The following is a 12,699-nucleotide window of genomic DNA, read 5'->3' as shown; positions in this document are numbered from 1 at the left end:
CACGGTTAAAGGCCGTTGATAAAAAATAACCGCGTAATTTATTGCGCGGTTATTTTAGGACTGCTTTATTTCCCCGCTTTTGCGCAAGCCGAATTTTCCCGCCGACTGCCGGCCGGTTTATTGACGATCAAGGGCCCCGAAGCCTCCAGTTATAACGGCCAAAAGATCATCTTTGACCGGAGCAAAAAACTGGGTGTTGATCTGGCTTACGACCGGCTAAAGCTTAAAGCCGACCGGATCAGCTATGACCAGGACGAGATCGAACTGGCCAATTTTAAAGGGAGCTATGAACAATATTCGCTTGAGGGCGATTACTTCCGGATCAATTCCCGGACCGGCGAATACGCCGGCGAAGGCCTGAAGTTCGGTTATCTTTCGGCCTATCTGAAGGGGAAGCGGGTCCAATTTTTCGGCGAGAAGATCGTCGCCGATCAGGTCACGACTTCCCCTCTGAATTATCCGATCTTCAGTTTTGATTCCAGCCGGGTTGAGATCTATCCCGGTTACACGCTGGCGCGCGGCAATGTTTTAAGGTTTTTTTCGCTCCCGATCTATTACCTCCCTTTATATCTTAATGACCGGCGGCGGAAATATTTTGAACTGCCGTTTCCGGCGCTGGAAGGGGCGAAAGATATTTTTCATGGCGCGCAGGGGGCGGTCCACAGCCATTATTTTTTCAATCCGCGATGGTTCGGCGACCTGGCGTTGCGATTGTCCGATTTTGACGGCGGCGGGGCCGAGGTCCAGCAGATTTTCCGGCTTTCCGATCATCAACAGTTCCGGTTCGATCTGGCCGGTTGGCAGCGGTCGCCGGCCCAGGGGAAAGCCTCATATGTCTACAATTATTATGAGGATCCGAAGGGCAACGGCCGGAGCTTTACCGGTCAAAATGAGCTGGTCAGGAATATCGCCGGGATCGAACCGCGGCTGATCATCGGGGCCGATTACAGTTTTAATGAGGAGATCAACCGGAGCATCATCGATCGCGGTTATGATCTGACCGCGAGCGGCCGGTTGAAAGGTTTGTTGTTCGATCATCTTTACACGATTGTGCCGACCTTGACCTACGGCCAAATTAAGGAAAAGAAGATCTATCCGGAGAGCGCCTTGCCGCAGGAAGTTGACCGGAGTTATTTCCGGACCGGGGCCGATCTTAATTTTTCCTATTACCTGGAAACCCAGTTTATCCAGCCTTACGTGAACAAAGCCTTCTTATCCCTTGATTATCAGCATGATGAATACAAGCCGGGGACCGCGACCCGGACTCGGATCACAAGTGCCTTGACCGTCCGGCGACCGATCTTGGATTTTCTATTATATGAAGCGGTGCTGACAAAGTCGCTGGCCGACAGCGGTTTGAGTCCTTTTTATTTCGAAGAATACGGCCGGCTGAAAGACAGCTTTTCGCTCGATCTTTACCTGCGGACCGATCTGTTCGTTGGCGGCAACCTTTGGCTCTATGATCTTGCCGCCGGCGGATTATTTAATGAGATCAGTTATATTGGAATCAAAGCCCTGGATGACGGCTATGTTATTCTCCGCCACGACCGCCGGCAGGAACTTTGGGAGCTGGGGATCATGAAGAAAGAGCTCGCTTTTTAAATCAAACCACTGTTTTCGATTTCCGTTTTTCAATAGGGGAGGTTACGTGACTTTTCGTGGCTTGTTGCTCAAACTGCGCAATTATACTTTTTAACCGTGCACTAAAGTACACGGTTAAAGGCCGTTGATATAAAAATAACCGCGTAATTTATTGCGCGGTTATCAAACAAGCGCGGGACATTATGCCCAAACCAGCGATCCGGAGAGCCTTAAACAGCTAAAAAACAACCCAATTGCCATGTCGCATAATATATCTTATGTATACTTACGAGGGGGTGATGATGGTTCGATTTAAGGCTCTGGGGTGCGGAAAATATCGTCACCTTGGGCTTTTCCACAGGATTAATAAACAAGGGGAAGCTATAAGCTCTCAGCGGGAAAGCGCTAAGCTTGAAAAAGCGCACGCTGGTCTCCACTTTTGTGTTTATTCGTTTAGTTGCGTAACTGTTTTTCAGTCTCCCCTATCGAAACGCATATAATTTTGCTTGCTTAGTGCTGTACGCTTATGGCTGTAAGCTTTCGTCCTTTTCTATTTGCTCTTTTGGAAGATTTAATTTATAATCAACTTGCCTTAATAAATATTTGAAAGGTACGAGACAATGCGTAATAAATTTATTGAATTATCGCAGCTAGATACCTCTGATAAATACCTCAAAGATATCAACGATCGTGAGTTTTTTGGTTATCCCATAGAATCGATCATTAAAGCCGAAGAACGTCTGCGCGATCAGCAGACCGCTTCGATTGCTTATTACTCCATGGAGTTTGGCCTGGCGCCAAGCGTTTATCATACTTTCAAGACCGTTAATCCGATCAGCCCGCAAAATAAGATCTCGCGCCACGAAGTCTTCTCTAACATGAAAGATATGGATTATTACCATCATTTGAACCTGCCGCTTAATAAATTGCTCGATCTGCCGATCTATAGCGGCGGGCTTGGTGTTTTGGCCGGCGATAGCTTGAAATCGGCAGCCGATCTGGGGATCTCGCTGTCTGGTATCGGCATCATGTGGCATAAAGGTTATTTTAAGCAGAAATTCTGGTTTCGGGCCGGCGGCCAATTGCCGGAAAAGCTTGCCTGGGACCCGGATACATATCCAGGTTTGATCCCCTTAAAGAACAAAATCACGATCACCTTAAGCGGCCAACCGCTGACCTTAAAGCTGTGGAAGTATTATGTTTTTTCCCATGATCAGAAAAATGTCGTGCCGTTAGTTTTGCTTGATGCCAACCTTGATGAGAACCCGGAATACTTTAAAGAACTGACTGAACAGCTTTACCGGAGCTCTAATTCCTGGATCAAGATTGCGCAAAGAATGATCCTGGGCATGGGGGGTGTTAACGCTTGTAATTCCTTAAAATACGCCATAAACAAGAACCATTTGAATGAAGGCCATGCCGCCTTTGCTTTTGTGGAAAAAGCCAAAAATACCGATCCGGAAAGCCTAAAAAACAACTTTGCTTATACTTGCCATACTCCCGTTGAAGCCGGCCATGATCGCTTTGATATGCAGGAACTTGCCGCCGCCCTTGGTCCTGAAGGGACAGAAATAGTCAAAAAATATGGCCGTGACCATAAAAACTACAACGTTGCCAATTTAACTCAATTAGCGATGACAACCTCCAGCCATGTTAACGCTGTCGCGCAAAAGCATGGCGAAGTGACCCGGCTGCAATTTCCTGAATTTAAAGAGAAAATTCAAAGTATTACCAATGGAATTCACACTTTTACCTGGTTATCGGACTCCTTTAAGGCCTTGTTTGACAAATATCAGACGCAGATTGGCGATTGGCAAGCTGATCCAACATTGCTTAAAAATGTCGTTAATTTAAGAAATAACAACGAATTCCGTAAAGATCTTTGGCGGGCGCATCAAGATAATAAGCAAGTTCTGGCAAAAATGCTTGAGTATTGGTATTTTGACCATAATACTTTTACGATCGGTTGGGCTCGCCGCATTGCTCCTTACAAACGGCCAAGCTTGTTACTTCAGGACCCGAATCGTTTGATCGAGATCGCCCGAAAATACGGCCAACTGCAGATCGTTATTGCCGGCAAAGCGCATCCGGCCGATGTCCCCGCTTCGATCCATATGGATGAGATGCTGGAAAAGATCACCCTGCTCAATGGTGAACGGAAGCTTCTTCGGATCTGCTTCCTGGAGAACTATGATACTTATTTCGGCAAGCTGCTGACCAATTCGGTCGATGTTTGGCTGAACAACCCCCTGCCGCCGTTTGAAGCCTCCGGGACCAGCGGGATGAAAGCGATCTTGAACGGCGTTTTGCAATTGAGCACGCTGGACGGCTGGGTCGTGGAAGCGGCCGATAAAGGGATCGGAAAGATCTTTGGCTACGTACCACCGCCGGGAGAGATTGGCAATGAAAGCGATCTGAAACTGGATGAGGATTCTAAAGCCTTATACAAAGCGCTGGAAGAAATGGCGGCCACATATTACGGAACAGCCAAAGAGAATTTAGAGCGGTCGGAATGGGTAGACATGATGATCAACTGCGTCGCGCAAAGCGCTTTTTTCTCCACTCATCGGATGATCAGGGAATACAACGATAAGATTTGGAATCTTATTTAATCCAGAACATCCCGGTTTCCGCCCGATAAGCGGTGAACTTTTTCCCGAATTTATCCATCAGGAACCGTTCTTCAAGCCAGGCTTCGATCCAGATCAGTCCCAGGATAAACATGCCGAAGTAAAATGAATAGACCGCCGCGAAGATCCACCACCAACCGACAAAAATAAAGATACAGGAGAGATATTGCGGATGGCGGAGCCAGGCGTATGGGCCGCTCGTCACCAGAATTTCTCCCTCTTTTAATTCGCGGCGCGCCCAGACAAGTAAAACGACTCCAGTCGCCGCCAGCAGATAACCGGCCACGTACCACCAGAAGTAATCAAGATCGAATCGCGGCTGATCGAAAAAGACAGAGATCAGCGGCAAAATAAGAAAAAGCGCGATCCCAAGATATTTATAACCGGGGAATTTTCGTCCGTAAACGAAAAACCAGAAAAAAGCAAGATTGAGCAGGAAAAGAAAGACCAAGATCAGCTGAATTAACATTTTGTCCTCCAAAAGAATATTATATATTGTATAATAACACCGAGGCCACAAGCGCACAAGCAAAAGAATGTCACCGAACAGAACATTAATTTTACGGACGTTAACGATCGTTATTATGGCGCTGGTCATGCTGACCGCCTATTGGGCGTATGCCAGGACGATGCCGAAGGTCCCCTTCCCCCAAGTCGTTAAATACCGCTACGGGATCAGTCCCCGGATTCCGGACGAAACACTCCTCCTTAACGTCCTTTCCGCTTATGAAGACTGGCTGCATAATTACGTCGCGGAAGAAGGCGGACCCAACAAGGAATACCGGGTCCACCGCGGCTCGCTTTACGATTACGACACGGTTTCCGAGGGGATCGGCTGGGGAATGCTGATCGCCGTTTTGATGGAGAACCGGAAGAACCCGACCAAAAGATATTTCGACGGTTTTTGGATGTATTACAAACGGAACATGAACGGGACCGGTCTGATGGCCTGGAAGATTAGCCGGACCGGCGAAGCGCTGGAAAAGGATTCGGCGACCGACGCCGACCAGAATGTCGCCATGGCGCTGTTGTTTGCCGACCGCCAATGGGGAAGCCGCGGCGCGATCGATTATCTGGCGGAGGCCAAAAAGATCATTGCGAACATCATGAAGCATGAGGTTGAGCCTTTTTCTTATGTTTTAAAACCGGCGGCCGGCTGGGGCGGTTCCGGCGCGACCAACCCCTCCTACTACTCCCCCGCTTATTACAAGACCTGGGCGAAGTTCGATGACCGTTGGCAAAAAGTCAGCGAAAATGCCGATCAGCTTTACTCCCTTTTTGCCGACCGCTACACGACCGGACTATACCCTGACTGGTGTACCTCGACCGGCGATGAGACCCAGTTAAGCTACGATTACACCTATAACGCCTGCGTTACTCCGCTCAAGATCGGGCTCGACTATCTCTGGAACGGCGAAAGCGACCTCTACTTAAAGCGGCTTTCCAACTGGATCATGGACAAGACCGACAACCACCCGGAAGCGATTGCCGACGGTTACTCGGTTGACGGTAATCCGATCGGTAAATACAGCAATGCCGCGTTTGTCGGTCCGTTCTGCGTGGCGGCGATGGTCGCGGAGGAGTACCAACCTTGGCTCGATAAGCTCTACGCCTACCTCGTCCAGATGAATACGGGAGAAAAAGGCGGCTATTACGCCGATACGATCCGGCTGGTCTCCCTGATCATTGTTTCCGGTCATATGCCGAACTTATGGAAGACTTCCGAGGGGGAAAACCAGTGGTTCTGGTCGGGTCCAGTTAGACCGTGACGATCGTCAAACGAGCGATCATTATGCTTTGGGTGATCGATAACGCGGTGATGCAGGCTCTGCGAAAAATATTTCCGACCGCCTGGCAAAGAAGCGGCCGTTGTCTTTGTTGCGGCCGATGCTGCAAGGAGATCTATCTCTCCATGACCCCCGGCCAGGCCCGCAGCCGGCTCTTTGTCGGTTTTTTTCGGCGTTGGTTCGCCTGGCTTTTTGCTTTTGAATTTATCCGTTTTGATCGGGAAGCCCCGGCGCTTGTCTTTCGCTGTCTCAAACAACGGGCGGACGGCCGTTGCGGTAATTATTTCTGGCGCCCTCCCCTTTGCCGCAATTATCCCCTGCTCGATTATTTTAAGAAGCCGTGTTTTCTTCCCGGTTGCGGGTTTACATCTTCCAGAAAAACTTAGCCGCCAGTTCGCCGAAGGTCTCGGCGGTTTTTAGCTTCGAGAGGACCGAGATCTCCACTTCAACGTCTTTTAGTTCCGCCTTGGTCAACGGCGGGAAACGATCGTCATGCAGCGCGGCGTTCAGGGTCATCTCCTGGACCGCCTGATAGAGCGGTTTGACCGGTTGGACGTAGCCGCTGCTCCCCCGTAATTCCCGGTGTTTTTTTAAGGTAACGAAAACCCCTCGCCGCTCGGCTAAAGCGTTCGAGTTCGGCTTGAAGGGAGAGGTTGACTTGCCGTCCAGCGCCTCTTCCAGGGTTTGGCGGGATAGTTTAAGGAGGGCCTTCTTATCGTCTTGGGTCAGCGGCGTTACGACCGCCCGGAAAACGATCGCCGTCTTCAATATATCGATCCGGGTGGTCCCGAGTTCCGGGGCCAGCAGTAGCAAGGTCCCGATCGCCGGCGCGGCGCAGGTTGAAGTTGTACCGGCATCGAACGCTTTAACCAAATCCTCCAGGTCGTTTTGGGACAAATCGGCGCTGACCACGACCAGAGTCTCTTCGTCGAGCAGCGGGGCGAGCCCTTTCGTCACCGCCTGACAGCTCTTTAGAGATGGTTGGCCGAAGAGGATCGGGACGATCTGGAAATCGTCACCCAGGACCGCCTGCAGGAACGGGAGCTGGACCTCGATCGCCTGCTCCTTGAGGTGGACCGCGTCATCGTAGCGAATATCGGGTGACGATTTGACCAGCCCTTTGACCGCCTCTTTGTCAATCGGCACCTGGCCGAGCGGCGTCTCGAAAGCGTCGCTTTTGGGGACGACCGCTCCGGCAAAATCGGCCTGGCGGCTCGAGCCGAGGATGATAACCCGTTTGAAGGTCCGTCCGACCAGCTGGCGATAAGCGTAAGCCGCGACCTGCCCGGAGAACTGGGAGCCAGAGTGCGGAACGATAACGGCGGTGATCTCTTCCGATGGCAAACCAAAAGGGACGCTGTTGAGGTTGTCGATCAAAACCCGGGTCAGCTCATCCTTATCGGCGGGATAAAAATCACCGGCTACCGCCGCTTTTCTGACTTCGCCGAAAGAACAAGCAAACAACAACATAATTGAAATTAAAATACGTATTTTCATGGCCGAATTATAACACGCGTCAACGGTATTTCGTCAGCGCCAAAGTAAAAGCCCCCCTCTTCTTCTGGCAATAGAATTGCTGATAACGCGGTGAGTTGCTGACCGGCACCTGGCAGTCCGGGTCAGCAAGACAAAGGAGGTGAAGATATGCGTGGATTAAACAGATCGATCCTGGCCGGCCGTTTGGTCGCCGATCCGGAGGTCCGCTACACCAACAAGGAAGTGGCGGTTACTTCCTTCCGTTTGGCGATCAATCGCGGCAAGAACAAGCAAGGGGTGGAAGAAGTTGATTTTATCAATTGCGTCGCGTTCGGTTCGCTGGCCAAGATCTGCGGCGAGTACCTGAAAAAAGGGCGGCTGATCGCGGTGGAAGGCCGGCTTCAGATCCGGAGCTATGAAGGAAAAGACGGACAAAAGAAAAGCGCCACCGAAGTCGTCGTTGATGAGATGCAAATGCTTGATGCCAAATTAAATAAAGCGGCCGAAAAAGAGACCGAACTGATCGAGGTTTAGTCGCTTAGCCCCGGGTGCGACCCATCGCATTCGGGGCTTTTTTCTTGGGCGGTAATATGCTAGTATTTTTCCATGACGCGAAATATTCTGGCCGGCCTGTTGCTCCTGTTCCTCACCTCTTCGCTCAACGCCATGGGCAGTGTCCCTTTCACCCATTCTCCATCGGAAGAAGTGATCGGCGGACCGCTCCGGGTGGTCGGCGAGGCGCTGGTCTACCCCAACCCGTTCAGCTTGGCCGCCGATAAAAACCTGGTCATTCAGTACCGGCTCTCGGAAGACACCGATATCGATATCTTTATCATCGCGGTCAGCGGCGATATTATAAAAAAGCTTTCCTTTAACGCCGGGACCGAAGGCGGCTCGGCGGGGATCAACAAGATCCAGTGGAACGGCCGGGCGGATGACGGGACCTTGATCGGCAACGGGATCTATGTCGGGACGATCGTCGACCGGGGCGGCAACAGCGTCCTGGCTAAATTTAAACTAGCTATTAATGATTAAGAAGATCTTATTTACCTTTTTGCTGATAGCGCTGGCGGCCGACCTGGCCGCGGCCGAGAAGAAGTTCATCAAGCTTCCCGAACCGAAGATCATCGGCAAGATGTCGGTTGAGGAATCGATCTTCCGCCGCCGTTCCTGGCGGAGTTTTTATCCCAACGACCTAAGCCTGGAACAACTCTCCCAGATCCTTTGGTCGGCGCAGGGGATCACGGAAAAGAGCTGGGGTTTTCGGGCCTCGCCGTCGGCCGGCTCTCTTTACCCGCTCAACTTGTACGTTGCCAAAAAAGACGGCGTCTATGAATACATTCCCGACGGCCATAAGCTGGTCGAAGTGACCGGCGAAGACCGCCGGACCGCGATCGTTCGGGCCTCGCTCGGCCAGCAATTCATCGGCGAAGCCCCCTGCGTGATCATCGTCTGCGGCAACTTTAGGATCTCCCAGGCGAAATTCGGCCAGCGTTCCTACCGTTACATAAACATGGAGGTCGGACACGCGGCGGAGAATATCCATTTACAGGCGGTCGCCCTGGGACTGGCCTCGGTCTCGGTCGGCGCCTTTTGGGACGACGTTGTCGCCAAGGTCCTGGAACTCCCCGAGACCCGCGATCCGTTTTATATCATCCCGGTCGGTTACCCCAAATCGGAACAATAATGAACAGAAAAAAACTCGATTCATACCGCTTGCTCGCGCTCGCCACGCTTTTTTGCGGGATCCTTTATTTTTACGCCAACGTTTTTATGCCGCGGTTGGTTCCGCCGATCCTGCGGATCGGTTCGCTCCGGGTCCCGGTCAATATTCTGATCCTCGGAATGGACATGAACTACGATCGTTTTACCGGTAAAAGGATCGTCGACATGAAAGGCCGGACCGACACGATCATCATTGCCCGGATCGATCCCGTTCATTACCGGATCACCCTGCTTTCCATCCCCCGCGATACTCTGGTCGAGCTGCCCGATTACGGTTATCAGAAGATCAACGCCGCCAATGTTTTCGGCGGGACCGACGCGGTCAAAGCGGCGCTCTATAAATTGACCGGGCTGAAGATCGATAAGCACCTGCTGGTCAATCCGAACGCGGCGGTCGCCTTAGTCGACCTGCTCGGCGGGGTCAATATCTACGTCGATAAGGATATGTATTACACCGATAACGCCCAGCAGCTCTACATCAACCTGAAAAAGGGGTGGCAGAAGTTGTCCGGGAAAGAAGCCGAGGGGTACTTGCGCTTCCGCCACGATACCTACGGGGACTTGAGCCGGATCACCCGCCAGCAGAATTTTATCCTGGCCCTTTTTAAGGAATTTGCCAGCCCGGACAATATCCTGAAAGCGCCGGTCGGCCTGGAGATCGGCCGCCAGCATATCGATACCAATTTGTCGCTTGGCAGTATGATCCGGATCCTGAACTTTACCCGGATGCTCGGCCCTGGCGAGGTCACAACCTTTACCGCTTCCGGGGAGCCCCAGGATATTCAGGGGGTCGGCTCGTCTTTGGTGGTTGACCGGCAGAACCTTGACCGGATCCTGGAGGCTCATTTCCGATGAAAAAAGACCGCCTGCTCGCCGCCCTGGCCTCTTTTTTCGTGGTCGGTCTTGGCCAGGTCCTGCGCGGCGAAGGGGCCAAAGGCTTGAAAATGATGCTCGCTTTTTATTTTATTTTCCCGATCTCGATTTACGCCGCGCTGATCTTCAACGGCTTATTGGCGCTGATCGCTTTAGGCTTGGCCTCGATCGCCGGGATCCTCCTCTGGGTCTACGGCATCATCGACGCTTTTACTTATGAAAAAAACGTTTAAGGTCTTAACTCTTTTTGATATCCCGGTCGAAATAAATTACACCTGGTTCATCGTCTTCGCCCTGGTGATCTTTACCTTGGCCGGCGGATATTTTCCCGAGACCGATCCCGGTTTGAACTATCCGGCCTACCTGATGATGGCGGTCGTCTCGTCGCTCCTGCTCTTTACTTCCCTGCTGGCGCACGAGTTTTCCCATTCCGTGGTCGCGATGCGCAACGATCTGCCGATCCACGGCATTACTCTTTTTATTTTCGGCGGGATCGCTCACCTGGAAAAAGAACCGGAGACCCCGTGGGTCGAATTTAAAATGGCGATCGCCGGCCCGCTGATGAGCTTCGGTCTGGGATTATTTTTCTTTTTCCTGACCCAGCTTTTGCTTCGCTATAATGTTCCCAGCTACGTTATTTCGATGTCCAATTATCTTTTCATCGTCAATCTGGCGGTCGCTCTTTTTAATCTGATACCCGGGTTTCCGCTTGACGGCGGGCGGGTCCTCCGTTCGATCCTTTGGAAAATCATGGGGAACCTAAGCCGGGCGACCCGGATCGCCAGCGGGATCGGCCGCGCGCTTGCCTTCCTCATCATGGCCTATGGCTTTTTTCTGGTCTTTGCCGGTCTTTTTCTCAACGGGCTCTGGTTCATTTTTATCGGTTATTTCGTCCAGGAATCGGCCGAAGCGAGCTACCGCCAGGTCCTGATGCGCCGCTTCTTGAGCGGGACCATGGCGAAAAATATCATGAGCAAAGAACTGGTTACCGTCCCCCCGACCCTGGCGGTCGACCGCCTGGTCAACGACTATTTCCTTAAACTTCGCTACATTTCTTTTCCGGTCATCGAAGACGATAACCTGCTCGGGATCGTCACCGTCCATCTCATCAAAGAACTGGACCAGGACAAGTGGCCGCAGTATTCGGTCCGCGACGTCATGATCCCGGTTAGCGACGCGCTGGTGATCCAGGGCGACGCCCAGATCATGGAGTGCCTCGCGAAAATGACGAACAATGAATTCGGCCGCCTGTTGGTGGTCGAAGGGGAAAAATTGGTCGGGATCATTTCCCAGCGGGACATCATGCGGCTCCTCGATCTACGGTCGAAAATAGAAAAATAGGAATTATTACGGCCCTCACCCGAGTAGGAGCGGCTAGTTTAGTCAGTGCTTAACAGCCCTCTCCCAACGACTGCTACGCAGTCTGGGAGAGGGAATTGAGAGTTTGTTGATGAAAAGAACCACTCCTTCTCCCTTTGGGAGAAGGTTGGAAAGAAAAAGTATTTGTTTAAGAATTACTTGGATGAGGGCTGTTGCAGCAGTTAACGGATGAGGGGTATAAAATAACCATGAAAAAAGCTTTATTTATTATTGCCTTCGAAAAATTCCGCGACGAAGAGTACCAGCAGCCGCGCGAGGAGTTGGAAAAAGCCGGGATTGGCGTGACGGTCGCTTCGACGCGGCTGGGGACCGCGACCGGTAAACTTGGCTTAAAAACTAAGGTTGATCTGCTCCTGGATGATGTTCAGGCGGCCGATTATGATGCCTTGGTCTTGGTTGGCGGACCGGGTTGTTATGATTATTATGAGGATGAGCGGGTCCTCAATTTGGTCCGCGCGTTCAATCTTGCCGGGAAAGTGACCGCCGGGATCTGTTCCGCGGCGGCAATTTTAGGGATAGCCGGGATATTAAAAGGTAAAAAAGCGACCGTTTTCCCGGGTGAAGCGGAACGCTTGAAAGCGGCCGGAGCTATTTATAACGCCCGGGGTTTGGAAGTTGATGGAAATATTATTACCGCCGATGGTCCGGGGAACGCCCGGCGTTTTGGCTCCGCTATTGTGACCGCCCTCTCTTAGAACTTCAAGAACTTTGTATTATCATAGCCCGGTTTTGGTTGAGCCACGGGCTTGGGTGTCAGCGGAACAATCGGTCTGACCGGCGGCATGATCGGCTTAGGTTGCGGCGCCGCGGTTACCGGTCTGATCGGCTGGATCATGGGGTAGCTTGGTTGCGGCGCGACCACTAAATGAGTTTCTTCTTCAGCCGCGTAAACGACGTCATTTTCCCTGACCTGACTGCTGACCTTTAGGCCGATCTCCGCTCCTTTATTGACCATCGGGACGTTCTTGTGATTGATCTGGATCGAATCGACCTTCTGCTTGAAATCGGTGGTCGTCCCCTTGATCTGGATGTAATCGCCGACTTTAATTGGGGCCGCGACCTTGATGATCGCGACGGAGATCTTGTCGAAAATGTGGGTGATCTTGCCGAGGACCTTTGGCCCCTTTGGTTTAGCCGCCTTTTTAAGTTTTTTGGGAGCTTTCTTTTTTGCGGTTGGTTTTTTGGCGCTTTTCTTTGCTTTCTTTTTTATCATGGTCCACCTCACTATTTTCAATGGAATAATAGCA

14 protein-coding genes are annotated in these 12,699 nt (G+C 51.6%); 11 read left to right on the top strand and 3 right to left on the bottom strand.

Annotated elements, in window-relative coordinates; translation table 11 throughout:
• Positions 1–15 precede the first annotated feature (15 nt).
• Entirely contained in the window at positions 16–1,602 is a 1,587-nt protein-coding gene (locus WC772_08560) for a hypothetical protein (GenBank protein MFA6170798.1), read from the top strand.
• A 599-nt stretch (positions 1,603–2,201) separates the two neighbouring features.
• Positions 2,202–4,193, top strand: coding sequence for an alpha-glucan family phosphorylase (gene glgP, locus WC772_08555; GenBank protein ID MFA6170797.1), 1,992 nt, complete (start codon positions 2,202–2,204; stop codon positions 4,191–4,193).
• Here the strand turns inward: glgP and WC772_08550 are convergent.
• Complete coding sequence (locus WC772_08550) at positions 4,186–4,680, bottom strand: isoprenylcysteine carboxylmethyltransferase family protein (GenBank protein MFA6170796.1); 495 nt, start codon at positions 4,678–4,680, stop codon at positions 4,186–4,188. The two genes, glgP and WC772_08550, sit on opposite strands and share 8 nt — an antisense overlap.
• Positions 4,681–4,747: 67 nt before the next feature.
• Here WC772_08550 and WC772_08545 point away from each other — a divergent pair, with 67 nt between their 5' ends.
• Together WC772_08545 and WC772_08540 are read left to right on the top strand one after the other, a co-directional pair.
• Entirely contained in the window at positions 4,748–5,980 is a 1,233-nt protein-coding gene (locus WC772_08545; GenBank protein MFA6170795.1) for a glycosyl hydrolase family 8, read from the top strand.
• Positions 5,977–6,384: a hypothetical protein gene (locus WC772_08540; protein MFA6170794.1), complete on the top strand. Its 408-nt coding sequence runs from the start codon at positions 5,977–5,979 to the stop codon at positions 6,382–6,384. Before WC772_08545 ends, WC772_08540 begins: the two co-directional genes overlap by 4 nt.
• On the opposite strand, the gene amrB is transcribed toward WC772_08540, so the two are convergent.
• Positions 6,362–7,495: an AmmeMemoRadiSam system protein B gene (gene amrB / locus WC772_08535; protein ID MFA6170793.1), complete on the bottom strand. Its 1,134-nt coding sequence runs from the start codon at positions 7,493–7,495 to the stop codon at positions 6,362–6,364. The two genes, WC772_08540 and amrB, sit on opposite strands and share 23 nt — an antisense overlap.
• A gap of 147 nt (positions 7,496–7,642) precedes the next feature.
• On the opposite strand from amrB, the gene ssb reads away from it, so the two are divergent.
• From ssb to WC772_08500, 7 genes are all read left to right on the top strand, one after another.
• Positions 7,643–8,008 carry a single-stranded DNA-binding protein gene (gene ssb / locus WC772_08530; GenBank protein ID MFA6170792.1) on the top strand — a complete coding sequence of 122 codons (366 nt, stop codon included), beginning with the start codon at positions 7,643–7,645 and terminating at the stop codon, positions 8,006–8,008.
• A 72-nt stretch (positions 8,009–8,080) separates the two neighbouring features.
• Positions 8,081–8,509 (top strand): hypothetical protein, encoded by a 429-nt coding sequence (locus WC772_08525; GenBank protein ID MFA6170791.1) that lies wholly within the window; start codon positions 8,081–8,083, stop codon positions 8,507–8,509.
• Entirely contained in the window at positions 8,502–9,161 is a 660-nt protein-coding gene (locus WC772_08520; protein ID MFA6170790.1) for a SagB/ThcOx family dehydrogenase, read from the top strand. The genes WC772_08525 and WC772_08520 overlap by 8 nt, the downstream gene beginning before the upstream one ends.
• Complete coding sequence (locus WC772_08515; protein ID MFA6170789.1) at positions 9,161–10,054, top strand: LCP family protein; 894 nt, start codon at positions 9,161–9,163, stop codon at positions 10,052–10,054. Before WC772_08520 ends, WC772_08515 begins: the two co-directional genes overlap by 1 nt.
• Positions 10,051–10,305 (top strand): hypothetical protein, encoded by a 255-nt coding sequence (locus tag WC772_08510; protein MFA6170788.1) that lies wholly within the window; start codon positions 10,051–10,053, stop codon positions 10,303–10,305. The genes WC772_08515 and WC772_08510 overlap by 4 nt, the downstream gene beginning before the upstream one ends.
• Entirely contained in the window at positions 10,289–11,413 is a 1,125-nt protein-coding gene (locus WC772_08505) for a site-2 protease family protein (protein ID MFA6170787.1), read from the top strand. The genes WC772_08510 and WC772_08505 overlap by 17 nt, the downstream gene beginning before the upstream one ends.
• A 227-nt stretch (positions 11,414–11,640) precedes the next feature.
• Positions 11,641–12,147 (top strand): DJ-1/PfpI family protein, encoded by a 507-nt coding sequence (locus tag WC772_08500; protein ID MFA6170786.1) that lies wholly within the window; start codon positions 11,641–11,643, stop codon positions 12,145–12,147.
• Here WC772_08500 and WC772_08495 read toward each other — a convergent pair.
• A complete protein-coding gene (locus WC772_08495) occupies positions 12,144–12,665 on the bottom strand; it encodes a hypothetical protein (GenBank protein MFA6170785.1) in 522 nt (173 codons plus the stop codon). The two genes, WC772_08500 and WC772_08495, sit on opposite strands and share 4 nt — an antisense overlap.
• Between the last annotated feature and the right edge of the window lie 34 nt (positions 12,666–12,699).

This window comes from Candidatus Margulisiibacteriota bacterium, from assembly GCA_041661965.1.
Lineage (GTDB): Bacteria > Margulisbacteria > WOR-1 > O2-12-FULL-45-9 > XYB2-FULL-48-7 > XYB2-FULL-45-9.
The sequence above is the reverse complement of the archived record's forward strand: the minus strand, read 5'-3'. Positions and strand labels throughout refer to the sequence as shown.